The organism is Bradyrhizobium jicamae (genome assembly GCF_001440395.1).
Lineage (GTDB): Bacteria > Pseudomonadota > Alphaproteobacteria > Rhizobiales > Xanthobacteraceae > Bradyrhizobium > Bradyrhizobium jicamae.
In genome coordinates this window covers 97,590-122,157 of sequence record NZ_LLXZ01000162.1, presented here as the reverse complement: position 1 = coordinate 122,157, position 24,568 = coordinate 97,590, and the positions used below count along the sequence as shown (strand labels likewise).

At 64.5% G+C, this 24,568-nt stretch carries 22 protein-coding genes; 14 read left to right on the top strand and 8 right to left on the bottom strand.

Translation table 11 applies throughout. The features are described from left to right. The 4 genes from CQ12_RS27625 to CQ12_RS27610 form a co-directional block, all read left to right on the top strand. On the top strand, nucleotides 1-1,687 hold a 1,687-nt coding region (locus CQ12_RS27625), incomplete at its 5' end, for a methylmalonyl-CoA mutase subunit beta (protein ID WP_057838444.1). Nucleotides 1,688-1,689: 2 nt separating this feature from the next. Then, nucleotides 1,690-2,157 (top strand): GFA family protein, encoded by a 468-nt coding sequence (locus CQ12_RS27620; protein ID WP_057838443.1) that lies wholly within the window; start codon nucleotides 1,690-1,692, stop codon nucleotides 2,155-2,157. Nucleotides 2,158-2,199: 42 nt separating this feature from the next. Continuing rightward, on the top strand, nucleotides 2,200-4,359 hold the full coding sequence (scpA, locus tag CQ12_RS27615; protein WP_057838442.1) for a methylmalonyl-CoA mutase: 2,160 nt from the start codon (nucleotides 2,200-2,202) through the stop codon (nucleotides 4,357-4,359). Nucleotides 4,360-4,393: 34 nt separating this feature from the next. Next, nucleotides 4,394-5,185 (top strand): DUF3298 and DUF4163 domain-containing protein, encoded by a 792-nt coding sequence (locus CQ12_RS27610; protein WP_430642281.1) that lies wholly within the window; start codon nucleotides 4,394-4,396, stop codon nucleotides 5,183-5,185. Between the two features lie 11 nt (nucleotides 5,186-5,196). Here the strand turns inward: CQ12_RS27610 and CQ12_RS27605 are convergent, their stop codons facing one another. After that, complete coding sequence (locus CQ12_RS27605; protein ID WP_057838441.1) at nucleotides 5,197-5,667, bottom strand: SRPBCC family protein; 471 nt, start codon at nucleotides 5,665-5,667, stop codon at nucleotides 5,197-5,199. A 220-nt stretch (nucleotides 5,668-5,887) separates the two neighbouring features. Between CQ12_RS27605 and CQ12_RS27600 the strand changes: the two genes are divergently transcribed. The 6 genes from CQ12_RS27600 to CQ12_RS27575 all read left to right on the top strand — a co-directional run bounded on the left by CQ12_RS27600 (nucleotide 5,888) and on the right by CQ12_RS27575 (nucleotide 12,216). After that, the gene (locus CQ12_RS27600; RefSeq protein WP_057838440.1) at nucleotides 5,888-6,883 is read left to right on the top strand and encodes a tripartite tricarboxylate transporter substrate binding protein; all 996 of its coding nucleotides are present in this window, start codon (nucleotides 5,888-5,890) and stop codon (nucleotides 6,881-6,883) included. A gap of 46 nt (nucleotides 6,884-6,929) precedes the next feature. Then, nucleotides 6,930-7,415 carry a tripartite tricarboxylate transporter TctB family protein gene (locus tag CQ12_RS27595; RefSeq protein WP_057838439.1) on the top strand — a complete coding sequence of 162 codons (486 nt, stop codon included), beginning with the start codon at nucleotides 6,930-6,932 and terminating at the stop codon, nucleotides 7,413-7,415. Nucleotides 7,416-7,418: 3 nt separating this feature from the next. Continuing rightward, nucleotides 7,419-8,930, top strand: a complete 1,512-nt coding sequence (locus tag CQ12_RS27590; protein WP_057838438.1) for a tripartite tricarboxylate transporter permease — start codon at nucleotides 7,419-7,421, stop codon at nucleotides 8,928-8,930. A 53-nt stretch (nucleotides 8,931-8,983) separates the two neighbouring features. Beyond that, the gene (meaB, locus tag CQ12_RS27585; protein ID WP_057838437.1) at nucleotides 8,984-9,976 is read left to right on the top strand and encodes a methylmalonyl Co-A mutase-associated GTPase MeaB; all 993 of its coding nucleotides are present in this window, start codon (nucleotides 8,984-8,986) and stop codon (nucleotides 9,974-9,976) included. Further along, on the top strand, nucleotides 9,973-10,617 hold the full coding sequence (locus CQ12_RS27580) for a pyroglutamyl-peptidase I (RefSeq protein WP_057838436.1): 645 nt from the start codon (nucleotides 9,973-9,975) through the stop codon (nucleotides 10,615-10,617). The genes meaB and CQ12_RS27580 overlap by 4 nt, the downstream gene beginning before the upstream one ends. Nucleotides 10,618-10,845: 228 nt before the next feature. After that, nucleotides 10,846-12,216: a TIGR03808 family TAT-translocated repetitive protein gene (locus tag CQ12_RS27575; protein ID WP_057838452.1), complete on the top strand. Its 1,371-nt coding sequence runs from the start codon at nucleotides 10,846-10,848 to the stop codon at nucleotides 12,214-12,216. Nucleotides 12,217-12,231: 15 nt separating this feature from the next. On the opposite strand, the gene CQ12_RS27570 is transcribed toward CQ12_RS27575, so the two are convergent. The 4 genes from CQ12_RS27570 to CQ12_RS27555 all read right to left on the bottom strand — a co-directional run bounded on the left by CQ12_RS27570 (nucleotide 12,232) and on the right by CQ12_RS27555 (nucleotide 16,394). Next, nucleotides 12,232-12,774, bottom strand: a complete 543-nt coding sequence (locus CQ12_RS27570; RefSeq protein ID WP_057838435.1) for a TIGR03809 family protein — start codon at nucleotides 12,772-12,774, stop codon at nucleotides 12,232-12,234. A gap of 552 nt (nucleotides 12,775-13,326) precedes the next feature. Next, nucleotides 13,327-14,961 carry a S8 family serine peptidase gene (locus CQ12_RS27565; protein WP_245310190.1) on the bottom strand — a complete coding sequence of 545 codons (1,635 nt, stop codon included), beginning with the start codon at nucleotides 14,959-14,961 and terminating at the stop codon, nucleotides 13,327-13,329. A 150-nt stretch (nucleotides 14,962-15,111) separates the two neighbouring features. Beyond that, nucleotides 15,112-15,828, bottom strand: coding sequence for a hypothetical protein (locus tag CQ12_RS27560; protein WP_057838433.1), 717 nt, complete (start codon nucleotides 15,826-15,828; stop codon nucleotides 15,112-15,114). Further along, entirely contained in the window at nucleotides 15,825-16,394 is a 570-nt protein-coding gene (locus CQ12_RS27555) for a sigma-70 family RNA polymerase sigma factor (RefSeq protein ID WP_057838432.1), read from the bottom strand. Before CQ12_RS27555 ends, CQ12_RS27560 begins: the two co-directional genes overlap by 4 nt. Before the next feature lie 421 nt (nucleotides 16,395-16,815). Here CQ12_RS27555 and CQ12_RS27550 point away from each other — a divergent pair, with 421 nt between their 5' ends. Both CQ12_RS27550 and CQ12_RS27545 read left to right on the top strand, forming a co-directional pair. Next, a complete protein-coding gene (locus CQ12_RS27550; protein WP_057838431.1) occupies nucleotides 16,816-17,964 on the top strand; it encodes a GGDEF domain-containing protein in 1,149 nt (382 codons plus the stop codon). A gap of 66 nt (nucleotides 17,965-18,030) precedes the next feature. Then, nucleotides 18,031-19,140 (top strand): DUF2336 domain-containing protein, encoded by a 1,110-nt coding sequence (locus tag CQ12_RS27545; protein WP_057838430.1) that lies wholly within the window; start codon nucleotides 18,031-18,033, stop codon nucleotides 19,138-19,140. Between the two features lie 36 nt (nucleotides 19,141-19,176). On the opposite strand, the gene CQ12_RS27540 is transcribed toward CQ12_RS27545, so the two are convergent. Together CQ12_RS27540 and CQ12_RS27535 are read right to left on the bottom strand one after the other, a co-directional pair. Beyond that, entirely contained in the window at nucleotides 19,177-19,815 is a 639-nt protein-coding gene (locus CQ12_RS27540) for an NrsF family protein (protein ID WP_057838429.1), read from the bottom strand. Nucleotides 19,816-19,817: 2 nt separating this feature from the next. After that, complete coding sequence (locus CQ12_RS27535) at nucleotides 19,818-20,363, bottom strand: sigma-70 family RNA polymerase sigma factor (protein ID WP_057838428.1); 546 nt, start codon at nucleotides 20,361-20,363, stop codon at nucleotides 19,818-19,820. A gap of 192 nt (nucleotides 20,364-20,555) precedes the next feature. Between CQ12_RS27535 and CQ12_RS27530 the strand changes: the two genes are divergently transcribed. Further along, nucleotides 20,556-21,350, top strand: a complete 795-nt coding sequence (locus CQ12_RS27530; RefSeq protein WP_157088535.1) for a hypothetical protein — start codon at nucleotides 20,556-20,558, stop codon at nucleotides 21,348-21,350. Nucleotides 21,351-21,460: 110 nt separating this feature from the next. Beyond that, nucleotides 21,461-22,240 (top strand): enoyl-CoA hydratase, encoded by a 780-nt coding sequence (locus tag CQ12_RS27525; protein WP_057838426.1) that lies wholly within the window; start codon nucleotides 21,461-21,463, stop codon nucleotides 22,238-22,240. A gap of 156 nt (nucleotides 22,241-22,396) precedes the next feature. On the opposite strand, the gene CQ12_RS27520 is transcribed toward CQ12_RS27525, so the two are convergent. Continuing rightward, a complete protein-coding gene (locus CQ12_RS27520) occupies nucleotides 22,397-24,244 on the bottom strand; it encodes an acetyl-CoA hydrolase/transferase C-terminal domain-containing protein (RefSeq protein WP_057838425.1) in 1,848 nt (615 codons plus the stop codon). Between the last annotated feature and the right edge of the window lie 324 nt (nucleotides 24,245-24,568).

The following is a 24,568-nucleotide window of genomic DNA, read 5'->3' as shown; positions in this document are numbered from 1 at the left end:
GGTCGCCGGCCGCGCCGCCGCCGCGCCGTGGCAGGTCATGCAGCGGATCGACCATCCGGACGCGAAAGCGGGGAACGCGCAAGCGCTGCACGACCTCGAAAACGGCGCCATTGGGCTGACGCTGGTGTTCGCAGGCGCCAATGGCGCCCATGGCTACGGATTGGATCCTTCGGCCGAGGCCGTCGAGCAGGTCCTGAACGGCATCTATCTCGACGCCGGCATCGGCATCGAGTTGCAGATCGGCCCGCAGTCGCGCATGGCCGCCATTCACGTCGCCGAATACATCAAGCGCAAAGGCATCGATCCCGCGGCCTGCGACATCCGCTTCGGCCTCGACCCGCTGGGAGCTGGTGCGGTGTGGGGCTCCAGTCCCTATAGCTGGAACGAAATCGTCCCGGCGGTTACCAGCGCCATCAAGGGCCTCGCCGCGATGGGCTTCAAAAGCCCGTTCGCAGCCGCCGATGGACGGGTCATCCATGATGCCGGCGGGTCGGAAGTCCAGGAACTTGCGTTCGTGCTGGCGTGCGGCGTCGCGTATCTGCGCGCAATCGAGCAGGCCGGGATTTCGCTCGAGGACGCGCAAGGCATGGTCTATGCGCGGCTTGCCGCAGACGCCGATCAGTTCCTGACGCTGGCGAAATTCCGCGCGCTGCGGCTGTTATGGGCGCGGGTCGAACAGGCCTGCGGTCTCACACCCAAACCGCTGTTCGTCGCGGCCGATACCGCCTGGCGCATGCTGACGCAGCGCGATGCCTACGTGAACATGCTGCGCGCGACGATGGCGACCTTCTCCGCCGGCCTCGGCGGCGCCAATGCCATCACCGTACTGCCCCACACGCTGGCGCTGGGATTGCCCGATCCGTTCGCCCGGCGTGTCGCACGCAACACGCAACTGGTGCTGCTGGAAGAATCCAATCTCGCCAAGGTGAGCGATCCTGCAGCCGGAGCCGGCGGCATCGAAACATTGACCAAACAGCTTTGCGAAGCCGCGTGGTCGCTGTTCCAGGAAATCGAAAAAGCGGGCGGCATCTTCGCAGCGCTCGAACAGAACCTGCTTCAGAAAAAAGTCTCCGCCACCCGCGCCGCACGTGAGGCCAACATCGCCAAGCGGCGTGACGTGCTGACCGGCGCCAGCGAATTCCCGAACCTGCACGAGGCTGAAATCGCGGTGCTCGACGCGACGCCGATCGTGCTGCCGCCCTATGGCGAGGCGAAGTACAAGTTCGATCCCCTGCCGCCGATGCGCCTCGCCGAACCGTTCGAGGCAATGCGCGACAAATCCGACGAGAAGCTCAAGGCATCGGGCGCACGGCCCAAAATCTTTCTCGCCAACCTCGGCACGCCTGCCGACTTCACCGCGCGTGCCACGTTCGCCAAGAGCTTCTTCGAGACCGGCGGCATCGAAGCGCTCGACACCCAGGGTTTTGCTGATACTGCGGCACTCGCCGCCGCGTTCAAGGCGTCAGGCGCCGCAATCGCCTGCCTGTGCTCGTCCGACAAGGTGTACGCGGAACACGCAGGTCCCGCCGCGAAGGCCCTTCAAGCGGCCGGCGCCAAGCATATCTATCTGGCAGGGCGGCCCGGCGAACAGGAGGCCGCATTGCGAAATGCCGGCGTCGGCGATTTCATCTTTGCCGGTGGCGACGCGCTGGCGACACTGCAGGAAGCCTGGCGGCGGATGGAGTGAGCATGACGGAGAACAACCACAAGACGGTCCTGACCGGCGGCTGCCAATGCGGCGCCGTTCGCTTTGCGCTGTCGGTACCGCCGCCCAAGGTCAGCATCTGCCATTGCCGGATGTGCCAGAAGGCATCGGGCGCACCCTTCGCCTCCCTCGCCGATATCGAGCACAAGCATTTCACCTGGACCCGCGGCAAGCCGGCGACGTTTCAATCCTCCTCCATCGCCGAGCGCGATTTCTGCGCAGCCTGCGGCACGCCGCTGACCTACCGGCTGATCGGCGGCCCCCGGATCGAGATCATGACCGGCACGTTCGACCGTCCCGACCGGGTGGTGCCGACGCGGCAATATGGAACCGAATCCCGGCTCGGCTGGGTGGTCGGCATCGCCAACCTGCCGAGCCAGACCACGATGCAGAATTACGGACCGGAGAAGATGGCGACCATTACCAGCCACCAGCATCCGGACCATGATTAGGGGTGACCTGCCCTCGACTTCACATATGCTATGATGGGTACCATGAGCCGCATCCCGAACTTCGCTGATATCGCCTTTGAACCCTTCGCGCCTGCTGCCCCCGCCGGCAGCGCCGAGCCATGGCTGACGCCCGAAGGCATTCCGGTAAAGCCCGCCTACTGCGAGGCCGATCTCGAAGGCATCGATTTCCTGGAAACGTGGCCGGGTGTCGCGCCTTATCTGCGCGGCCCCTACCCGACCATGTATGTCAACCAGCCCTGGACCATCAGGCAATATGCCGGCTTCTCCACGGCGGAAGACTCCAACGCGTTCTATCGCCGCAATCTTGCGGCGGGGCAAAAGGGTCTCTCGGTCGCGTTCGACCTCGCGACCCACCGCGGCTATGACTCGGATCATCCGCGCGTGTCCGGCGACGTCGGCATGGCGGGCGTCGCGATCGATTCCATCTACGACATGCGCACGCTGTTTGCGGGCATTCCGCTCGACCAGATGAGCGTGTCGATGACAATGAACGGCGCGGTGCTGCCGATCCTCGCGCTGTTCGTCGCCGCCGCCGAGGAACAGGGCGTTCCGCCGGAGAAACTGTCGGGCACCATTCAGAACGACATTCTGAAAGAGTTCATGGTGCGCAACACCTACATCTATCCGCCCGCGCCCTCGATGCGGATCATCTCTGACATCTTTGCGTACACGTCGCAGAGAATGCCGAAGTATAATTCGATCTCGATCTCCGGCTATCACATGCAGGAAGCCGGTGCGACACAGGACCTCGAGCTGGCCTATACGCTGGCTGACGGCGTCGAATATCTGCGCGCCGGCCTCGCCGCCGGCCTCGATGTCGACCGCTTCGCACCGCGGCTGTCGTTCTTCTGGGCGATCGGCATGAATTTCTTCATGGAAGTCGCCAAGATGCGCGCCGCGCGGCTGCTCTGGGCAAAGTTGTTGAAGCAGTTCAACCCGAAAGACCCGCGCTCGCTGTCGCTGCGCACGCATTGTCAGACCTCCGGCTGGTCACTGACCGCACAGGACGTGTTCAACAATGTGATGCGCACCACGATCGAAGCGATGGCGGCGACGCAGGGCCATACGCAATCGCTGCACACCAATGCGCTCGACGAAGCGCTGGCGCTGCCGACGGATTTTTCGGCCCGCATCGCCCGCAACACGCAGCTCTTCCTGCAGCAGGAAAGCGGTACCAACCGCATCATCGATCCCTGGGGCGGCTCGTACTATGTCGAGCGCCTGACGCGCGACCTCGCTGTGAAAGCCTGGGGGCACATTCAGGAAGTCGAGGCGCTCGGCGGCATGGCCAAGGCCATCGAGGCCGGCGTGCCCAAGCTGCGCATCGAGGAAGCCTCCGCCAAGACGCAGGCCCGGATCGACGCCGGAAAACAGGCGGTGATCGGCGTCAACAAGTACAAGCCGGTCAATGAAGCTGCGATCGACGTGCTCAAGGTCGAAAACTCCACCGTGCGGCGGCTGCAGATCGACAAGCTGAAGCGGCTGCGCACCGAGCGCGATCAGAAAGAAGTCGAGCAGGCGCTCGCAGCACTGACGCGCAGCGCCGGCGAAGGCAATGGCAATCTCCTGGCGCTCGCCATCGACGCGGCGCGCGCTAAGGCAACCGTCGGCGAAATTTCGGACGCGATGGAAAAGGTATTCGGCCGTCACCGCGCCGAAATCAGATCCATCACCGGCGTCTACAAGCGGGAGGCGTCCGCCATGTCCAACCGGGTCGAGAAGGTGCAGGAGCTGATCGATGCGTTCGAGAACGCGGAAGGCCGCCGCCCCCGCATCCTCGTCGCCAAGATCGGCCAGGACGGCCACGACCGCGGCCAGAAGGTGATCGCATCCGCCTTCGCCGATGTCGGCTTCGACGTCGACATCGGACCGCTGTTTGCCACCGCCGACGAGGCGGCGCGGCAGGCGGTCGAGAACGACGTGCATATCCTCGGCGTCTCGTCACTGGCCGCCGCCCACCTCACCGCGGTGCCGGAACTGAAGGCCGCGCTGAAGAAGCACGGCCGCGAGGACATCATGATCATCATCGGCGGTGTGGTGCCGCCGCAGGATTATGACGCGCTGTATGCAGCCGGCGCCGAAGCGATCTTCCCGCCCGGCACCGTGATCTCCGACGCCGCCGAAGAGCTGATCCGCAAGCTCAACACCCGGCTTGGCCACAGCAGCGAAGCGGCGGAGTAGTTCTCCGCCCGCTACGTCTTCCAAAGGATCGCCCTTGCACAGCATAGCGTTCGTCACGTTCGCCCGGACCATTGGCTTCGCGGGCGCGATTGCATGCGCTGCGACGCTGGCGTCTGCCGCCGATCCCAAGCCGGACTTTTCCATCAAGACCAAATGGGTTGAAGCCAGCGTCATCCTCGACGCCGGGGTCAAGGCCGATCCGGCGCTGGCGGCGAACTGCCTGACCGAGGGCAAGGCATGGGCCACAAAGAACAAGGCCGATGCCGACAAGGAGCGCAAGCAGGACCCGGACCTGTTCCGCAATGCCTGGTCGTATGAACGGAAATACGAGACGCGCTCGGTGATAGATGGCCGCTACATCAGCATCATCAGGGCGGACTACGAATATACTGGAGGCGCTCACCCCAACAGCACGTCCGATACCATCCTGTGGGACAAGTCGGCGAACAAGCGCATCAGCATCCGTCCGTTCTTCACCGAAACCGCCGACAACGGCCCGACGCTGAAGGCGATGCGGCAAGGCGTCATTGCTTCGCTCGCGGCCGAGAAGAAGAAACGCGGCGCAGAAGGCACCGACGCCAGCGCCATCGAAGGCATCGAGCCGAAGCTTCTCAAGATCGGCCCGGTGGCGCTGGCGCCGTCGACCGAACAAGGCAAGAGCTCCGGCCTGAACTTCTACTACGCGCCTTACGCGGTCGGCTCCTACGCCGAAGGCGAGTATATCGCCTTCGTACCGTGGGAGACATTGAAGCCGTATCTGACGCCGGAAGGCGCCAGAATTTTCGGCGGCGCACGACCGAAGGGCGACGAAGACCGGCCTCAGTGACGGTTGCGCCGTCAAGCATCTTTGCGGTCGAGCGTTCGCTCGAGCGAATGGGTCCAGTCCGGAATCCATGACTGAAACAGCGCTTGCCAGCGATCCGCGTCCTGCGGCGCGGTGTCGAGTTGTACGGACCATTCGATGAAGGTCCGGTTGCCCTCCACGACCGGCAGCAGGTGCATCGTTCCTTCGTAGCGCGTCGGCTCGGTCGCACCCGGCGATAGCTCCGACGGAAACGGCAGCGGTTCGATGCCGGCATAGGTCAGCGAATGTCCTTGGTCGGAATGGCCGGCGAGCCGCTGGCGGATCCAGTTGCCGAGGTAGCAGAAGCGCCTGATGGCGCCGACTTCGTCGCCGCCCTTGTCGTCCTCGATCACGCTTTCGCTGACCCCTTCGATATAGGCCGGGTAGTTGTTGAAATCGCGGATCAGGGTCCACACGGTTTCGAGGGGATGGTTCAGCACGGTGCTGTAATAGGCTGTCGTCATGGTTCTCTCCGCATTTCGATCGCGGCCCGATGGGGGGCTGCACACGGATACCTATTTCGCCTGGCCCTGTTGCCGCCACCCGATTTCCGGATGTGGCGAGATGCCCACCGGCGATAAAACTGCTTTCACGACCAATGCCTTGCGAGCAGAGCCTAAAGCCGCCTAGAATGTCTCATCACAAGAGCGTCCGGCTTCACGGGCGCCGCAGGGAGACCGCCTAATGTCCAAAAAGATCACGCGCCGCGCCTTTGCGGCTTCATCCGCTGCTGCCGCGGCTGTCGCGGGCTTTGGTTTCAAGCCGGCCTTGGCGCAGGCCTATCCGGCGCGGCCGGTGACCGTGATCGTGCCCTGGGGCGCCGGCGGCGGAACCGACGCGACCGCGCGCATCGTCGCGGCGCTTTTGGAAAAGGATCTCGGCCAGCCGTTCAACGTGGTCAACCGCACCGGCGGCTCCGGCGTCGTCGGCCATACCGCGATCGCGACCGCGCCGGCGGACGGCTACACCATCGGCATGCTGACGGTGGAAATCTCGATGATGCACTGGCAGGGCCTCACCGAACTCGCACCCAAGAGCTACACGCCGCTGGCGCTGATGAACGAGGATCCGCCCGGCATCCAGGTCAGTTCCACCTCGCCCTACAAGACGGTGAAGGAGCTCGCTGACGCCATCAAGGCCGCGCCCGCCGGCAAGTTCAAGGCGTCCGGCACCGGTCAGGGCGGCATCTGGCATCTGGCGCTGGTCGGCTGGATGCAGGCGATGGGACTTGCTCCCAATCATGTCGCGTGGGTGCCATCGAACGGCGCCGCGCCCGCGATGCAGGATCTCGCGGCCGGCGGGCTCGACCTCACCACCTGCTCGGTGCCGGAAGCCCGCGCGATCATCGAGGCCGGCAAGGCGCGCAGCCTCGCCGTCATGGCTACGGCGCGCAACCCCGCCTTCCCCGATGTGCCGACGCTGAAGGAAGCGATGGGCATCGACTATTCGACCGGCGCCTGGCGCGGCATTGCCGGCCCCAAGAGCTTGCCGCCCGACGTCGCCACCAAGCTCACCGCGGCGCTCAAGAAGGTTTACGACTCCAAGGAGTTCAAGGAGTTCATGAGCAATCGCGGCTTCGGAACAGTCTGGGGCGATGCGACCGAATTCGCGACCTTCATGGACAAGGGCGACGCCCAGATGGGCGTAGCGATGAAGGCCGCCGGTCTGTCGAAGGCGTGATCCGTCTTCGCCGGCTGACATCGTTCGAAATCCGCGGAGTTGGTTCATGCGTCTACCCGATCGCGTCACGGGTCTGTTTCTCGTTGGCCTCGGCGCGGCTGCCGCCTATGGCGGCTGGCAGTTGCCGCCGGTGCCCGGTCAGCCGGTCGGGCCCAACGTCTTCCCGTTGGTGATCGGAACGGGCCTTGCACTGTGCGGGCTTGCGATTGCACTCGGGATTGGCCGCAGCTTCGAAGAAGAAGAGCACCTTATTCCGGTCGAGGGCGGCCAACCGACACCGCCGACCAGCAAGCTCTATGGTCTGCGCGCCCTGCTCCCGCCGGCGTTGCTGCTGCTTTACGTCGCGATCGCCGAGCGGCTCGGTTTCATCCTCACGGCGGCGATGATCGTCTACGTGACCTCGACCGCGCTCGGCGCCCGCTGGAAGGTTGCGTTGCCGCTCGCGCTGCTGGCGCCGATCGGCATCCACCTGATTTTCTCCAAATTGCTGCGCGTGCCGCTGCCGCCCGGCGTTTTGCCGATGCCCTGGTGATCGATGCTCAATACCCTCGCCCAAGCCTTCGCGCTCATCACCACCTGGGAAGTCATCGTCGCGATGTTCGCGGCATCGGTCTATGGCCTCGTCATCGGATCGCTGCCCGGGCTATCAGCGACCATGGCGACCGCCCTCCTGGTCCCGGTCACCTTCTATCTGTCGCCGATCGCCGCGATCGCCACCATCGTGGCGGCATCCACGATGGCGATCTTCGCAGGTGACATTCCAGGCGCCCTGCTGCGCATTCCCGGCACCCCCGCTTCGGCGGCCTACGCCGACGAAGCCTATGCGATGACGCGCAAGGGCGAGGCCGAACTCGCGCTCGGCGCCGGCGTCTGGTTTTCCGCTGTCGGCGGCATTGCGGGCACGCTGTCGCTGATGATCCTGGCGCCGCCGCTCGCTGAAATCGCGCTGTCGTTCTCGACCTTCGAATATTTCTGGCTCGCATTCCTCGGCCTGATGTGCGCCACGCTGGTCGCGCGCTCGTCGCCGGTGAAGGCGATCGCCAGCATGTTCATCGGCCTCCTGGTCGCATGCATCGGCATCGAGAATCCCGGCGGCGTGCCGCGCTTCACCTTCGGCATCACCAATTTGTTCGGCGGCATCGAGCCGATCCCGGCGCTGGTCGGCGTCTTTGCGGTGGCGCAGGTAATGCGCGCGATGCTGACGCCGGAACCGCCGCCGATCCCGAAGCGCAAGTTCGGGAGCATCATGGCGGGCCAGTGGCGACTGACCAAAAAGTACAACTGGCAGATGACCCGCGGGAACATCATCGGGATCATCATCGGCGTGCTGCCGGGCGCCGGCGCCGACATGGCCGCCTGGGTCAGCTACGCCATGTCGAAACGGTTTTCGAAAGAACCCGAGAAGTTCGGCACCGGCCATGTCGAAGGCCTGGTCGAAGCCGGCGCCAGCAACAACGCCAGCATCGCCTCGGGCTGGGTGCCCTCGCTGCTGTTTGGCATTCCCGGCGATACCATCGCCGCTATTGCGATCGGCGTGCTCTACATGAAGGGGCTGAACCCCGGGCCGACGCTGTTCACCGAAAAAGCGTCGAGCATGTATGCGATCTACCTGATGTTCATCATCGCCAACATCATCATGATCCCGCTCGGCATCGTCATGATCCGCCTCGCAAGCCATGTGCTGCGCGCCCCGCGCTCCACCGTGATGCCCGTCATCATGCTGTGCTGCGCGGTCGGCTCCTTCGCCATCGGCAACAACATGTTTGGCGTCGTCACCGTCGCGACCTTCGGCATCATCGGCTATGTCATGGAGGAAAACGGCTATCCGGTTGCCGCCATGGTGCTCGGCATCGTCATGGGCACCATGATCGAGCAGAGTTTCGTGACCTCGCTGATCAAGTCCGACGGCAGCGTGCTGCCGTTCTTCGAGCGGCCGATCGCCGCCATCCTCGCCGCCATGGCGATCGGCGCGCTGATCTGGCCGGTGCTGGTCTGGGTGTGGCGGAAACTCAGGCGCGAGGCTGCCCCAGCTACGGCGTCCCGCTGAACGATCCGCGCAGGCCCTCTCGCCTGCACGGCGCGGCCGTTGTAAACCATGGCATGACCTCGCCGAAAACTGTTTCCCCCGATTTCAAGAAGCTTGCCAAGGACCTCCGCTCGGGCCAGCGCGCGGCGCTGGCGCGCGCGATCACCCTGATCGAGAGCCGGCGCGCCGATCACCAGGCTGCCGCCCGCGAACTGGTGCAGGCGCTGCTGCCCGACACCGGGAAAGCCGTCCGCGTCGGCATCACCGGATCGCCCGGGGTCGGCAAATCCACCACGATCGACGCACTCGGCATGTTCCTGATCGAGCGCGGCCACAAGGTCGCCGTGCTGGCGGTGGACCCCTCCTCGGCCCGCACCGGCGGCTCGATCCTCGGCGACAAGACGCGGATGGCGCGGCTGGCGAATTCGGAAGCCGCCTTCGTCCGGCCCTCGCCCTCGTCGGGCACGCTCGGCGGCGTCGCCGCAAAGACCCGCGAGGCGATGTTGTTGTGCGAAGCCGCCGGCTTCGATGTGGTGCTGGTGGAGACCGTCGGCATCGGCCAGTCCGAAACCGCGGTCTGCGACATGACCGATTTCTTCCTCGCTTTGATGCTGCCTGGCGCCGGCGACGAGTTGCAAGGCATCAAGAAGGGCCTGGTCGAACTCGCCGACATGATCGCGATCAACAAGGCCGACGGCGACAATATCAAGCGCGCCAATCTGGCCGCCGCCGAGTATCGCGGCGCGCTGCATATTCTGAGCCCCCGCTCGGAGCACTGGCATCCGCCGGTCGTGACCTATTCGGCGCTGACCGGCACCGGCATGGATACGCTGTGGCAGAAGATTCTGGATCACTGCACCGCCATGAATGCCTCCGGCGAATTCGCCGCGCGACGGCGCGAGCAGCAGGTCAAATGGATGTGGTCGATGCTGGAGCAGCGCATGATGGCCCGTCTGCGTTCCGACGCCACGATCCGCGCCAAGGTGAAAAAGACCGAGGCCGAGGTTGCCGACGGCCGCATCACGCCGGCGGTCGCCGCCGAACAGATCGCGGAGATGCTGCGGTGAGCGACAAGCTTCGTATCCTCGTCACCGGCTTCGGCCCGTTTCCGGGCGCACCTTATAATCCGACGCAGCCACTGGTAGCGCGGTTGACGCGGCTGCACCGGCCGGCCTTCACCGACGTCGAACTCTCCAGCCACATCTTCCCCGTCACCTACACAGCGGTCGACCGCGAATTGCCGCTGGCGCTCGCGAAACACAAGCCGCACGCGCTCTTGATGTTCGGGCTCGCCGGCCGCACCGACTATCTCCGGATCGAAACCCGCGCCCGCAACGCCGTCACCATGCTGTGGCCCGACGCCGCGCAGACCCGCGCCCGCAAGGGCTCGATCGCTGACGGCGCCGACGCGCAACGGTTCGGCCCGCACACCGCAAAGCTGCTGCGCGCGGCCAAGGCCACCGGCCTCGATGCCCGCGCCTCGCGCGACGCCGGAAGCTATCTCTGCAACTACTTGAGCTGGCGCGCGATCGAATCCGTCGATGCCGGCAACGGCCCGCGCCTCGCCGCCTTCATCCACATCCCGCCGCTGGCGCGCAGCGGCGCGGTCAGGCGCAAGGGTTCTCCGCGCATCACGCTGGAGGAACTGGTCGATGCCGGCGAAGCGATGCTGCTGGAAATGGTGCGGCTGGCGCGAAGGGGTGCGTAGTCTCGTAGGGTGGGCAAAGCGCAGCGTGCCCACCATCTTCATCCGTGAGCCATCCGGTGGGCACGCTGCGCTTTGCCCACCCTACGGATTTTCGGGCGCACCCAACATTAACCCTACCCCGAACAATCGCCGCCGCTGTTCCCGGTCTTCACCATGCCCGGTCGCATTTTCGCGATACCTATGGGCCTTGCGAATGCCGCGACCTGCATTGCGCGAGGGCCATTCACCATGGACATGAACCGCCGCCGTCTCATTGGAGCATCCGCCGCCGGTGCCGCCGGCGCGCTGGCGATGTCGTCTGACGCTGCGCGTGCCGCTCCGCCCGCTTCCACGCTCGGCCGCGACGTCACGCAATTCGGTGTTCGCCCCGGCAGTCCCGACGATCAGACCGCGAAACTGCAGCGCGCGATCGATGAAGCATCACGCGTGCAAGTGCCGCTGGCGCTTCCGCCGGGCGTCTACCGCACCGGCATGCTGCGCCTTTCGAACGGCACCCAACTGGTCGGGATCCGCGGCGCGACCAGGCTCGTGTTCACGGGCGGCGCCTCGATGCTGCAGGGCGAAGGCGCCAACAGTGTCGGCCTGACCGGGATCACCCTCGATGGCGGCCGCATCCCGCTGCCAACGCGGCGCGGCCTCGTCCATTGCCTCGGCGGCCGCGACGTCCGCATCGCCGATTGCGAAATCACTGGCAGCGGCGGCAACGGCATCTGGCTCGAGCAGGTCTCGGGCGATATTTCCAACAACATCTTCACGAAGATCGAGACCACCGCGGTCGTATCCTTTGACGCGCTCGGCCTGATCGTCTCGCGCAACACCATCACCGATACCAACGACAACGGCATCGAGATCCTGCGCACGTCGATCGGCGACGACGGCACTCTGGTGCTCGACAACCGCATCGAGGACATCAAGGCCGGCCCCGGCGGCTCCGGTCAGTATGGCAACGCCATCAACGCCTTCCGCGCCGGCAACGTGATCGTGCGCGGCAACCGCATCAGGAATTGCGACTACTCCGCGGTGCGCGGCAATTCAGCCTCGAACATCCACATCACCGACAACAGCGTCAGCAATGTCCGCGAGGTCGCGCTCTATTCGGAATTCGCGTTCGAAGGCGCCGTGATCGCCAACAACACGGTGGATGGCGCCGCCGTCGGTGTCTCCGTGTGCAATTTCAACGAGGGCGGCCGCATTGCGGTCGTGCAGGGCAACGTCATCCGCAACCTGCTGCCGAAGCGGCCGATCGGCACCGCACCCGATGACGACGCCGGCATCGGCATCTATGTCGAGGCGGACTCCACGGTCACAGGCAATGTGGTGGAGAACGCCCCCTCCTTCGGCATCATTGCCGGCTGGGGCAAATATCTGCGCGACGTCGCCATTACCGGCAACGTGATCCGCAAGGCCTTCGTCGGCGTCGGCGTGTCGGTAATGCCCGGCGCCGGAACGGCGCTGGTCAACAACAACATGATTTCTGAAACCCCGCGTGGCGCCGTGGTCGGGCTCGACCACGCCCGCACGATTACGACCGATCTGTCAGCCGAAGGCGCCCAGCGCTATGCGCAGGTGGTGGTCGGCGGCAATGCGGTCAGGCGGTAACTTGCCCTCGCCGGCCTACAGCGCGTTGCGCAGCAGCGGATAGCGCTCCTTCATCGCATCGAGATCGAGCGCCGGGAACGATATCTCGTCCAGCGCCAGCGGATCGGCCACGGACGGCGCGGCATCGACAACGGCGAGCTGGCTTTCCAGTGCGACCAGAACGTCGGCGGGAACATCGCGCGGCGGCGTGGGAGCAATCGGCGCAGGCACCGGCTGAAGTTGCACCACCGGCTGCGGCCGACGATGCACGACCGGCGGACGGTACCCCTCATCGCGCGGCAGCGGTGTCAGCGGCAGCGGCGACGTTCGACGCCGGCCGAGCCAGGCCAAATCGATTTGCGTGTTGTCGAGTGCGGCCTCACGGCTCAAGAGATCGCGCCAGGTTGCAACCGCAGCCTTGGCTTCCCTGATGTTCTCGAGGAATTCGCGTTCGGTGTGAAAGCGGCGCCAGCGCCCGGTCTCGAACAGTTCAGTAAGGTATTCCAGCCGTTGCTCGGCGAGGTTGCACCACCGCGCAACAATGTTGCGGCCGCGTGCCACGTCTGCAGGATGTGCCATAAATTAGCCCGTAAGAGAGAGACGGACGCAGACGCAACCAGAGACGAATCAGTTTGGAGATGACAGGCATATTCTGTGGAAAACTTTTTGGTTGTCCAGTACGTGCAGCTACGGATTGCACCAGCAATCAAAGAAACCCGCACAAATACGGAGTCGTCAGCTCAATCCACCGTCAGGCTGCCCAGCAGCATGGGCGCGCTGCGAAGCGCACGCCGGGAATTGCGCTGGAGAAGACACACGGGAAAATTGCACGCTGCGCCGGCAAACGAAAAACTTGCACCCGGCAAGCACGTGCCGCGGCCCTGCATGCAACGCAACTTCTTCGAAAACTCGTGCTGAAAATGAAAGACCCGTCCGGGGGGACAACCGGACGGGTCAAGCCATATGGGCGCTTGGGGTGGATGGGCGCTCGCGCCGAATACAGCCACTGGGAGGGGATTACCGCTCCCACATTATTTGGTCGCAACACCCTCGCCAGACGTTCAAAACGCCGGTCGATTTTTTTAACGTTCTGTTTAGGGGGCGATTGCCGAAAATCACCGCGTATCGGGCTTATTTCGCGGCGTTTACGGCCGATTTGTCCGCTGCCATCGACGGCGGGGCGTCATTCAGCGCCCGGCTCACGGAAGCGTTATCGGCGGACGGGTCCAGCGCCGGCGCTTTTTCTCCCGCCGGTTTGCCTGAGGCCGAGGCAAGTGGAACCGCCGGCGCGGCGGCTGCGGCGGTAACCGCGGCAAAGGCGTCGGCCTCGCCCGCTCCGAACTGATCGTCGCGGCCGGGGATGCCGAGATCACGGGCGGTGTTGGTCAGGATCGTGCGGACGTCGCCAGGCTTCAGTGCCGGATTGCGCTCCATGATCAGCGCCGCGACGCCGCTGATATAGGCCGCGGAGAACGAGGTGCCCGACGTGATCTGATATTTGTCGTCGGGCGCTGGCAGGAAGATATCCGCGCCAGGCGCGGCAACCGCGATGTGATTGCCCCGGTTCGACGCCGTAAACAGCTTTTCCTGCGCGTCGGTGCCGCTCACCGCGATCACGTTGGGATTGGCAGCCGGATAGAGCGGCGGCGATTTCGCACCGGCATTGCCGGCCGCGGCGACCATCAGGATGCCGCGAGCCGCGGTTGCTGCGATACCCCGCTCGATCAGCGGATCCTTCGGGCCGGCAAAGCTCATGTTGATGATCTGCGCGCCGTGCTCGGCCGCATAGTCCAATCCCCGAAGGATCACATAGGACGTGCTCTCCGCGCCCTTCGATCCCGCGCCGAATGCGCGGATCGCAATCAACCTCGCTTCCGGGGCGCTGCCCATCAACCGGGCATGCGCGACGATCGCGCCGGCAATGCCGGTGCCGTGGGTATGCGGGCCTTCCTTGCTGCCGAGCGCGTCAAAACTGTCGGCGACCGAGTTGGCGAGTTCGGGATGTCTCGCGTCGATGCCTGAATCGATCACCGCAATGGTGACGTTCATGCCGCGGACAAGCTTGTGCGCCTGCGGCAGCCGAAGCTGGGCGACGGCGTATTGCGCGGCGTCGCCCTCGGTCGAAGCCTTCTTCTGGTCCTGCAGGAAGTACCGGAAATTGAGCTGCACCGAACGCACGCTGCCGTCGGCCGCGAGTTCGCGGCGTACCGTGTCCACCGGCCGGTTATCGACGATGCGGAACAGGCCGATGGTGCCGCCGAGCAGCGGGAAGCTCTGCGACGCGATGCGCTCCAGGCCGTGACGGCGCGCCAGTTGGTCGGCCTCGGCGGTGGACAACGCGCCGTCGATTTCGGCGACGAGCTCGTTCTTGACCGCGCGCAGATTGACCGCCGCCTGCGCATTGTTGTTGCCCGACCCGCCCTTGCCCTTCTTGGCCGAGGCGCTGTTGCCATTGCCGCCGCCGGCCGACGTCACTGGACGATCGAAACACTCGCCGTCGGGACCGCGCATCGCATATTGGCAGGCCGGATAGAGGTTGGGCGAAAACCGCGCATAAGGCAGGGTCGACCGCACGCCGGTGCCCGGGCGCACCCGCAAGGTCGAACTCATGGTGCCGATCCGGGTCGGCGGCGTCCGCGCGGCGGTATCGACGCTCGGGCGGACAGCGACAGTCGGGCGCGCCGCGATGGTGGGGTTGATGCGCGGCGTTATCGTTGGATTGATGGTGGGCGTGCGCGCCCCGACATTGAGATTGGGCGTGCGCATGATGCTTTGCGCATGAACAGGCGAAGCTGCAGCCGCGATCAAAGGCAAAAGCGCCGCCGGCAAAATCAATGCCGCGCGGCGCGTCTTCATCAGCCAATTCGGGCCATCGTGAACCATGGGACCTCGGCTTCCCGGGGCGCGCCGGAGCCTCTACGGCGTTGCGACCGCCAGGCTGACGATCTTCTCACGCTGCAGCCTGCTCAACAGGCTTGCGGCCTCGTCCTTGCTCATCGCCTTGTTGCCGAACTGCAGGCGGAACATGCCGCCCTTGGCGCCGTCGACGATCGAGGCCTGGTAATTGTCGAGCAGCGTGGTGATGTCGGCGATACGCGCTTCCGGCGCAAACCGCACCAGCGCGCGCGGCGGCGTCGCCGCAACACCGAGATCGCGGGTGATGGGCGCCGACGACGATTGCTCGTTCATGCTCAGCGATGCGGTCTGGAACGAACCGGTCTGGTTCTTCATCAGCACCGCGCCGATTACGCCGGCCTGCAACAGTAGCAGTACGGCGCCGAGGCTCGCCGACCAGGCCAGCGTGCGCGGTGACAGGCTTGCAAAGAATCCCGATAACCGCGCAGACAGGCCAATCGAACGCGATGGCTCGCGCGCCGGCTCCGCATCGATTGCCGCGAACAACTTCTGCATGGCGCGCGCGGACGGCGCACCCAGGCTCTCGTTGAGGCTGATCGTCTCGGCATATTCTTCGCGAATGACGGCGTACTGCCGGGCCAGTTCGGGATCGCTGGCGAGCGCTTCCTCGACGCGGCGCGCATCGCGCGCGTTCAAGGTGCCGGCCGCGTGAAAGGGCAACAGCGTCTCGACTTCGCTGGGCTCGTGATCCAGCATTTTTTTGCTCGCTGCCATCATGGCCAACCTCGCTCTATGCCTGCTGCCTTGAGCAACTCGGCCAATTTCTTGCGCGCATAAAACAGGCGCGTCTTGACGGTGTTCTCCGGAATACCGACGATTTCAGCCACCTCTTCCACGGATTTCTCGTGGTAGTAGACGAGATCGACGATCTCCCGATGCTCTGGCGAAAGTCCCGTCAGGCACTTCCGCAACGCTTCACCCGTATCCTTCTTCTGAACCACCACTTCCGGATCGTCGGACGTGTCCTCGATCGCGTTTGCGGTTTCGTCGTCCAGTCCAACGTCCTTACGGCGCCGAAGTGCCGAAAGGGCCTTGAATCGCGTAATCGCCAAGAGCCAGGTGGTAACGGCGGATCGGCCTTCGAACTTGCCGGCCTGGCGCCACACATCGAGAAAAACCTCGCTGATGAGGTCTTCCGCAATCTGTTCGTCCCTTACGAGCCGAAGCCCGAAACGGAACACCCTGACATGGTGCCTTCCGTAAAGCACCTGCATGGCGAGCCGGTCGCCTTGAGCGATCCGAGCGATCAGAATTTCGTCTGAAGCCGCCTGTGTCACGCTCAATGGCCGTCTCGCAAAGTTGGTCGGACGGGGGTGGCCGGCGGTTCGATGAGAAGCGTGAGATTCTTCACATTACGGCAATGCCGGATTTGCATGTGTGACCTACCCCACAGACGGACATGGTCCGGCCATCTTCCCGGCCGAAGCAAGTTGAGCCCCAATATTGGTACCATAATACGGAAACACTTTCCTAAAGACGCGCCACCCCGCGACCTTATCAAGGCTTCGCCTGCAGGGCAGCATCTGCGTGACGTCGGCCGCCCCTCGGGAGGCGGGTTCCACCCTATCGGAATTCGGCAGATTTCTACTGCGAAAACAGTGCAATGGCAGGGTTTTAACGGACCCGATTCGACCTCAAAAGATACCAAACCTAAAGGCTTTATTCCCTAAAGTTTCGTCCGACGCACACCAACAGCGACGGGACATGAGCAGCGCGGCTTCATTGCTTCAGGGACAAGCCTCCCACAGTGCGACCGCATATCCGGTCCGCCTGCCCTCGGAAGTATTGAAGCGCCGGGTCGGCCAGCGCCGCCATATGCTCGCGGTCCAGGGCGTCAGCTATTCGCTGATCACCTCGGTCCTGCTGGTCTACAGCTACGCCGGCACCATCCCGATCATCATCCCGTCGGCCTATTTCCTTTCCGGCATCGGATTGCTCTCGATCTTCGTGGTGCTGTCGGAAGCCCATTTCAACGACCGGTTCGAGGACCACTATCTCACGATCTTCCAGGTCGCCGGCCACGTCGTGATCCAGCTCGGCTTTCTGCTGGCGGCGCCCGGAATCGGATTTGCCTTCCTGAGCGTCGTGTTCCTGATCTTCGGGTTCGGCGCGCTGCGAATGACGTCGCGGCAGGCCATCATCGCCTGGACGCTGACCATGATCGGCCTGGCGCCGATCTTCCTCTTTACCAACACCCCGATCGGCCTGCCGATCACCACGCAGACCGAACGCGTCGCGGCGATGCTTTCCTTTGTTTTCACCATCGGGCAATGCGCCTTCGTGGGACTGTACGGCTCGACCATGCGCAAGATGCTCTACGACCGCAGCTTCGAACTGAAGGCGGCGTACAAGCGGATCGAGGAGCTTGCCGAACTCGACGAATTGACGGGCGCGTCCAACCGGCGCTGCATCATGCGGATGCTGGAGGAAGAGATTGACCGCGCGACCCGCGGCGGATCGCCCTGCTCCATCGCGCTAATCGACCTCGACTGGTTCAAGCGCATCAACGACGCCTACGGCCATCCGACGGGCGACGAGGTGCTGCGGACTTTCTCGATCACCACCTTCGCCAACATCCGCAGCGTCGACCGGTTTGGCCGCTATGGCGGCGAGGAATTCTTGCTGGTGCTGCCCGGCATGGACACCGGCCAGGCCATGCGGGCGCTCGACCGCCTGCGCGTTATCATCGCCGAGCTCGACTGGAGCGCATTCTCGCCGGGCATGAAGGTGACGATGTCGGCAGGCGTTGCAACGCTGAATCCGAACGAGACCTCAGACACATTCCTCGCGCGCGCCGACAGCGCGCTTTATGCAGCCAAGGCGCAGGGACGCAACCGTATTACCAGCGCCTGATCCAACATTTTCAGCTCCCTCCGGCGGTGAAGAATCCGCCGCCGGCTTTTGCTCCAGGATAGAGTCATGATTTCGAAGACCGCCACTTCTCCCTCGCCCGGAAGTCTGCTCGACGAGCTGCAGTCCACGCTCGCGCACGGAACGGTCGCGCGCCGGGTGGAAACCCTGCGCCGGGTGACCGATCTCTTCATCAACGGCGCGGTGGATTATTCGGACGAGCAGATCGGGCTGTTCGACGACGTCTTCCAGTGCCTGATCGATCACATTGAAACCTCGGCCAAGATGCTGCTGGCCAACCGTCTCGCCCCGATCGACACGGCGCCTCCGCTCACCATCCGCGCACTCGCGTTCGATGACGTGATCGAGGTGGCGGGTCCTGTGCTGTCGCAATCGATGCGGCTCGACGACAAGACCCTGATCGAGAATGCGCGCAGCAAGAGCCAGGCGCATTTGATGGCGATCTCGACCCGCAAGACCCTGAGCGGCGCGGTCACCGACGTGCTGGTCCAGCGCGGCAACGACCAGGTGGTCGCGTCGACCGTAAAGAATCCCGGCGCGGAATTCACCGAGCGCGGCTTTACCCGCCTCGTCGACCGCGCCGAAGGCGATGACGATCTCACGGCCTCGATCGGCCTGCGCCCGTCGGTGCCGCGGCACCTCTATCTGAAACTGCTCGCCAAGGCTTCCGACACCGTGCGGCAGCGGCTGGAGGCCGCCAATCCGGCGCAGGCGGCGCAAGTGCCTACCGCTGTCAAGGAGGCAACGCGGCGTGCGCGATCGGCGACCTCGACGATCACCAGGAACACCGAGATCGCGCACGCGCTGGTCAAGTCGTTGTACGAGGACGGCCGGCTCGACGAATCCCAGGTGGCGTCGTTTGCCAAGGCCGGGAAATTCGACGAGGCCAACGCCTCGATCGCGGCGCTCGCCAACGTATCGGTTGCGATCGCCGAGAACATGATGATCGAAAGCCGGGCCGAAGGCGTGATGATCCTGGCGAAGGTCGCCGGACTGTCATGGCCGACGGTCAGGACCCTGATCAAGATGCGCGACGAACTGTCCGGCGCGGAGCCGACCGATCTCACGGCCAGCCAGGACACCTATGAGCGACTGCGACCATCGACGGCGCAACAGGTGCTGCGCTTCCACCGCATGCAGCAGAACGTGCCGGCATAAGCTTCGCACCCTCCCCTGGAGGGTGACTACGCCGCTTCAATATTTCAGCAGCTTCGCCCCGGCGAGCGCGCCGATCGCCGTCACCAGCGCGGTCGCGATCGAGTACCAGGCCGCCACGAACAGCGGTGAATCATCCGTGCAATGCGAAGCGTAGAGCGTCGCGGCCAATCCCGCCGACAACAGTCCGGCGATGGCGCCGGCAACCGCCGGCCGCGACGGAGCGCCGTGGCGCAATCCGAGCAGCGCGCCAGCAAGCAGCGGCAGCGACATCAGCGGGATCGCTACCAGGCAGGTCGATGAATTCTTGCCGACCATCCGCGTCATCATCGGCAATCGCTGCGGCATCATCATCTCGCCGCCGATCGCGGCGGCCAGGATCCCGACCGGGGCCAGCAGCAGCCAGCCAAATCCGCGCAGCGAGGCCTCGGGCCGCGACAGATGCAGGCTGACGGCGATTGCCGCGATCGCCAGCGCCAGCGTCACCGCGAATTTCAGATCGAAGAACGGATTGCGCATCGCAACCATCACGTCGGGCCTGACGCCGAGTTCCGTGAAGAACATCAACAGCGAGACCGGTGCCGCCGCCAATAGCGCCAGCATCAGCGCGAAGCCGACCGGGCGTGCCCGGTGCGCATTGTCGGCAGCCAACGTTCGAATGAGCCGATCGGTATCCATTCTCATCGTTCCCGCAGCTTGGCCATCAGGCTGGTCAGCCCCCGGTGCAGCGCCACCCGCACCGCGCCCTCGCTCATCGAAAATTTCGCCGCCGTATCCCTGATCGAGGCGCTGTCGACCGCGATCGCCTGCAGCACATCGCGCTGCCGCGCCGGCAGCGTCTGAAGCTGGGCCGCGACCTCGCTTGGCGATGCGGTCTCGGCCGGCGTTTCACCCGGCAGCGTCTCGGCGAAATCGTCGATATCGACGAAAATGCGCCGGCCGCGGCGGCGCAACGCATCGATCAGCTTGTTCCGGGCGATGGCGAACAGCCACGGGGCAAACGGGGCGCTGACGTCCCAGGTGTGTCGCTTCAGATGAACCGCCAGCAAAATGTCCTGCACGATGTCCTCGGACTGATCGACCGGTTGCCCTGCCCGCGCCAAGCCACGGCGCGCCGCGGCCCGGAGCACCGGCGTGACGGCCTTGAGCAGGCGATGATACGCCGCACTGTCGCCTGCGATGGCCGACCGCATCAGGCCGGTCCATTCGTCATCCCGCTCGCGCACCCGCGCTCCTACCCTGCAATTCGGTCGATCTTTCAATTTGTTACGTCAGGATGCCTCGATCACGAAGTCGTGATAGAAGGTCCAGGCCGCAGCCGGAGCTGGCCGCTGTCCGAAGAATTCGACCGCCCACTGCACGACGGCAGGCTCATAACATCGATTGCGCGGGCCCGCATCCGGTCGGTTGCAACAGGATTGCCCAGCTTTCGCCGGGTGTTGCCCGAAGATTCCCTTTTTCTGCCGCGCTGTGGACATCCGCAGGGTCTCATTTCGCCGCTGGGCGGCGGCCAATGGGGAGATTCGGTAATGACAATCAAAGCCAGCGCGGCCTTGATTATTGCGGCAGGGTTCTTGGTAGGTTTCGCAGTACCGCTACCGGCGATGGCCGCGGGCGCAGATGACGCCGCCGCCGTCTCGAAATCGGAAAGCGCGACGTCCGACAAGTCCGCCAGGCAAGATTCGCGTTCCCCGAAGAAGCGTGACGCCCATCGCAAAACCACGCGCGCGGCTGAAAAATCCAACGAGAGCAACGAGGCGAAGAAGCCTGAGGAGAAGCAGGTCGCCGAGGCGAACGGCGCTCCGCCCGCGATCCCCGGGTGGCTCGCCAATGCCAACGCCCAGATGACCGCCGCCGATGCGCCGGCCGACAGCGCCAAGGGGATGTCGGCGGCGATGTCCGACAAGGCCAATACGGTCCTGCAGGCGGCGGCGGAAAAACCTGCAGACGCCGAGGCCCCGGCCGAAGCCGCCGTGGTTGCCTCCGACCAGCTCAACGATGTCGATCGGGCCCTCCAGGTGGGCTCGCCCGAGACCCCCTCCACGCAGACGGTCGCGATGGCTTCGGCGGCCAAACCGGCATCGGAAGCGACCGCTCAGGCCGCCAACAACGACAGCTCCACCCTGGACAAGACCTCGCTGATCGGAAAGATCTTCATCGCCTTCGGCGCCCTGCTGACGATGGCGTCGGCCGCGCGCATGTTCATGGCGTAGCGGCCTTCCGTTCCGGGCGCGGCAAGGCGCATCCGGAACCGGAACCGCCCACTTGAAGCCCACCCCGGCAGCGGGCACATTGCCCGCAAATCAGCTACCCGGGGTGGATCATGGCGACGTTCGAACACATCATTGTCGAGAGCAAAGGCGCGGTCGGCATCATAACGCTGAACCGGCCGAAAATGCTCAACGCGCTGTCGTTCGGCGTGTTTCGCGAGATTGCGGCGGCTGTCGATGATCTCGAAGCCGACGACAAGATCGGCTGCATCCTGCTCACCGGCAGCGAAAAGGCATTCGCCGCCGGCGCCGACATCAAGGAGATGCAGCCGAAAAGCTTCATCGACATGTTCTCCAGCGACTTCACCGCCATCGGCGGCGATCGTGTCGCGACCTGCCGGAAGCCGACGATCGCGGCCGTCAGTGGCTATGCGCTCGGCGGCGGCTGCGAGCTCGCCATGATGTGCGACATCATCATCGCCTCCGACACCGCCAAATTCGGCCAGCCCGAAATCACGCTCGGCACCATCCCCGGCATCGGCGGCACCCAGCGGCTGACGCGCGCGATCGGCAAGTCCAAGGCGATGGATCTCTGCCTCACCGGCCGCATGATGGATGCCGCGGAAGCCGAGCGCTCCGGCCTGGTCAGCCGCGTCGTGCCGGCAGACAAGTTGATGGAAGAGGCGCTGTCGGCCGCCGAAAAGATCGCCTCGATGTCGCGCCCCGCAGCCGCGATGGCCAAGGAAGCCATCAACCGCGCGTTCGAGACGCCGCTCTCGGAAGGCATGAACGTCGAGCGCAACCTGTTCCACTCGACCTTCGCGCTGGAAGACCGCGCCGAAGGCATGGCCGCCTTCATCGAGAAGCGCAAGCCGGTGAACAAGAACAGGTAGGCCTCGCTCGATTTCGTAGGGTGGGCAAAGGCGCACAGCGCTGTGCCCACCATTCTAGCATCCGGTGCAAACAATGGTGGGCACGCTGCGCTTTGCCCACCCTACGGCACGACAGCTACTTTGCATGGGGTTGTTTTCGATATTTTCATCGTCTCGCTATTTCGTCCTCGCCAGCGCCGCATTCACTAGTGCGCGATAGCCGCGCTCCGCAAACGTCGTCGGGCGATCGAGGCCGAGCCGCTTCAGGCATTCGCGCTTGGCAGCATCCGGCGGCTGCGTCATTCCCTGCCACAGCAATCCCGGCAGAAGCAGCGGCGTCCGCTGCGCCTCACGAAGCAACTGCAAGGCCGGGATCAGCCGCTGCTCGGTCTCGGTAAAATCGCTGCCGAACGGGAACGACGGCAGCAGCCCGGCCTCGCGCGCAGGTTTCAGGGCCGCCGTGATCCGCTCCGGAAAGTTCTCGCGGTGGCTGCGCGGAATTTCATACGTCTTCGGCAGCTTGCCGGCATCCTTGGCGATCCCGGCCAGTTCATCCTGGAAGCGGGAATCTGTGACCGCCAGCATCGCCGCGATGGTCTCGGCATCCGATTTACCCCTGACATCGGCCGCGCCATATTCGGTGACGAACACGTCGCGCAGATGCCGCGGGATGGTCTGGTGGCCGTAATTCCAGCGGATGTTGGAGAGCGTCTTGCGACCGGCCGGCCGTGTCGATTCCAGTGCGAGAATTGACCGCGCACCCTGAAGCGCGAACGCCTGCGCGACGAAATTGTACTGGCCGCCGACGCCACTGACGACCTGGCCGTCCTCGAGGCCGTCGGAGACCGCAGCGCCCATCAGCGTCGCCATCATCGCGGTGTTGACGAAGCGCGCATCGATCCGCGCGCGGCGCTTGGCATCCTCGTCGCCATAGAGCTGGTTGGTGAATGACACCGGCATCATCTGGATGCGCGCGAGCTTATCGGGGGCCATCTCGCGCAACGCGCGATAGAACGATTTCGGCCCGAGAAAAAATGCCCCGTGCAGCACGGCGCCATCGACTTCGCGCTTGAGAATGCCCGCATCGATCAGGCCGAGGAACGCGTCGATCAGCATTTCGCTGACGCCATAGAGCCCTTTCTCGAACGGACCCGTCTGCGCAGGTTCGCTGCCCGGCCCGAGCCGCTTCATGATGGCGCGAAACTGCGCATTGTCGCGGTGACGGACAATCAGCCCTTGCGCCAGCGCATCGCCGACCTGCCCGATACCAATCTGCAGCGTACCGCCGTCGGGCACGAGGCTCGCGGCATGCAGCCCGATCGCATATTTGGTGTCACTGACCGGCTCGGCCGGCGGCGCGAACAGCGGGAAATCCGTCGCAGGACCATCGAGCACCGCAGAAAATTCATCGCCCGGCAGGTCGCCGGCGCCCGGCATGAACGGCAGCTCTGAATTGACCTGGCCGATCAGCTTGAACGATGCCCGTCCCTCATTGCGGGCACGCAAAATGTCGAGCGACGTATCGGTGTTGCAGCTCAGGCTGTAGCGCGTCACGCCATCGACCACGCGTTTCGCCACCAGTTGGGTGACGACGTTGAGCCCGCGCGTCAGCAGATAGGATGAGGCGTGAGTATAATTCGCCGAGATGTAATGCTGCTGCGCGTACGGCACGCGCAGCCATTTGCCGGCCAGGAAGAAGAACTCGATCACCTCAATGTTCGGCGGCAGTTCGCCGGCATGCAGGGCATCGGCATAGGCGAGGTCCGGATAGCCGCCGAACAGGCGATCGATCACCGGTCCGATGAAGCGCCGTTCGAGCAGGCTTGAGGGCCGCGGCTTCTCCAGCGTCAGCGCCGAAAACAAGGTGAGCTTGATCGAGCGGTCGGCCACGGCGCGCGCGTACAGCGCGTTGACGACATGGTTCGCCTTGCCGAGCCCGAGCGGCAAGCCGACCACGAGGTCGGTCCCGACATCGCGGATGATATCCTCCGCGATCGCTTCGGGGTCGGAAAACAGTTTTGGCATCAGTCGCGGACCCGGGCGTAGCTTGGAAGCCAACCGCCCTGAGTCGGACGCCAGCTATCGGAGCATAGCGCATTTGTCGCCGAACTTCGTCTGTGACGAACCGGCAACAGCCAAGCACGGATTTCACCAAATTAATGTACTGATGTCGCGCGGCAGTTTGCCTGTGGCCACGACGCCCCCTAAACAGGTAGACGAGCCGGGGTTGTCGGGCGGGGGTGGGCGAGCAACGCATGATCCGGGAATGACGGCTAACCGGCATTTCCTGAAGATCATGCCAAACAGGAAGATAGAGCGGGATGACTCGAAGCAGGGTCATCACGTTCT

Coding starts and splice junctions, on each gene's coding strand:
- CQ12_RS27600 (WP_057838440.1), top strand. CDS start 5,888: ATGTCCAAAAAGATCACGCGCCGCGCCTTTGCGGCTTCATCCGCTGCT.
- CQ12_RS27590 (WP_057838438.1), top strand. CDS start 7,419: ATGCTCAATACCCTCGCCCAAGCCTTCGCGCTCATCACCACCTGGGAA.
- CQ12_RS27620 (WP_057838443.1), top strand. CDS start 1,690: ATGACGGAGAACAACCACAAGACGGTCCTGACCGGCGGCTGCCAATGC.
- CQ12_RS27595 (WP_057838439.1), top strand. CDS start 6,930: ATGCGTCTACCCGATCGCGTCACGGGTCTGTTTCTCGTTGGCCTCGGC.
- CQ12_RS27565 (WP_245310190.1), bottom strand. CDS start 14,961: ATGCGCACGCCCAATCTCAATGTCGGGGCGCGCACGCCCACCATCAAT.
- CQ12_RS27605 (WP_057838441.1), bottom strand. CDS start 5,667: ATGACGACAGCCTATTACAGCACCGTGCTGAACCATCCCCTCGAAACC.
- meaB (WP_057838437.1), top strand. CDS start 8,984: ATGACCTCGCCGAAAACTGTTTCCCCCGATTTCAAGAAGCTTGCCAAG.
- CQ12_RS27525 (WP_057838426.1), top strand. CDS start 21,461: ATGGCGACGTTCGAACACATCATTGTCGAGAGCAAAGGCGCGGTCGGC.
- CQ12_RS27575 (WP_057838452.1), top strand. CDS start 10,846: ATGGACATGAACCGCCGCCGTCTCATTGGAGCATCCGCCGCCGGTGCC.
- CQ12_RS27560 (WP_057838433.1), bottom strand. CDS start 15,828: ATGATGGCAGCGAGCAAAAAAATGCTGGATCACGAGCCCAGCGAAGTC.
- scpA (WP_057838442.1), top strand. CDS start 2,200: ATGAGCCGCATCCCGAACTTCGCTGATATCGCCTTTGAACCCTTCGCG.
- CQ12_RS27520 (WP_057838425.1), bottom strand. CDS start 24,244: ATGCCAAAACTGTTTTCCGACCCCGAAGCGATCGCGGAGGATATCATC.
- CQ12_RS27570 (WP_057838435.1), bottom strand. CDS start 12,774: ATGGCACATCCTGCAGACGTGGCACGCGGCCGCAACATTGTTGCGCGG.
- CQ12_RS27540 (WP_057838429.1), bottom strand. CDS start 19,815: ATGGATACCGATCGGCTCATTCGAACGTTGGCTGCCGACAATGCGCAC.
- CQ12_RS27545 (WP_057838430.1), top strand. CDS start 18,031: ATGATTTCGAAGACCGCCACTTCTCCCTCGCCCGGAAGTCTGCTCGAC.
- CQ12_RS27550 (WP_057838431.1), top strand. CDS start 16,816: ATGAGCAGCGCGGCTTCATTGCTTCAGGGACAAGCCTCCCACAGTGCG.